This window comes from Bacteriovorax sp. DB6_IX, assembly GCF_000447775.1.
In the GTDB taxonomy this organism is placed as follows: Bacteria; Bdellovibrionota; Bacteriovoracia; order Bacteriovoracales; family Bacteriovoracaceae; genus Halobacteriovorax_A.
The window spans coordinates 1-628 of record NZ_AUNJ01000089.1 but is presented as its reverse complement, the minus strand read 5'-3'; the positions used below and the strand labels follow the sequence as shown (position 1 = coordinate 628).

2 protein-coding genes are annotated in these 628 nt (G+C 31.1%); both read right to left on the bottom strand.

Annotated features, from left to right (window positions below; translation table 11 throughout):
• Positions 1-213, bottom strand: a 213-nt coding sequence (locus tag M901_RS17940) for a hypothetical protein (protein WP_232422500.1), incomplete at its 3' end; no start/stop codon positions are given.
• A partial coding sequence (locus M901_RS02935) for a hypothetical protein (protein WP_034719886.1) occupies positions 191-628 on the bottom strand: 438 nt, incomplete at its 5' end. The genes M901_RS17940 and M901_RS02935, both read right to left, overlap by 23 nt.

The following is a 628-nucleotide window of genomic DNA, read 5'->3' as shown; positions in this document are numbered from 1 at the left end:
GCCAGCAGTGAAATTGGTTAGATTTAATACTGATTCAAAGTCGCTTAGATAGACTTTAGTTTGCAATGAAGAATAAATATCATCATCATCAAGCATCCCGACTTTAATTTCTTCGGCAATGGCTAGAGTAGTTTTTCCAATCAAGATTAAGCCAATAAAAATTGACAATAAAAACTTGGGAATTAACAACCTATGCTGTTTTCTTATAACCATTGACATTTCCCAAAGCTGTACTATATATTTTTTCATAACCTATTTTTTTAATCTTTTCAGCGGAGAGAAGTTCATTAAGGTTTCTATTGCATTGATTGAGCATTAGGTGAATACTATTTTCACCTTGGTACTGTTTTTCATTAACTGCCACAAACTTGACAAAGAATAAACAAAATTCAATTGATTTAGGAAAGATCTCATGAAGCTGACAAAACAAATCAATTATTTTCGAAAAATTAGCCGGATTGCTACTAAGTTTGCGTATATCTCTTTTTATTTCCTCTGAACGATCAATTTTGTCTTTTAATCTTCGTTCTTGACTATTTTGCATATGAATTTGACTTCTCATAATATTAGGATGCATACTTTCATCGATGAGTGATTTACACTTCAATACATATTCTGGAAGTTGGTT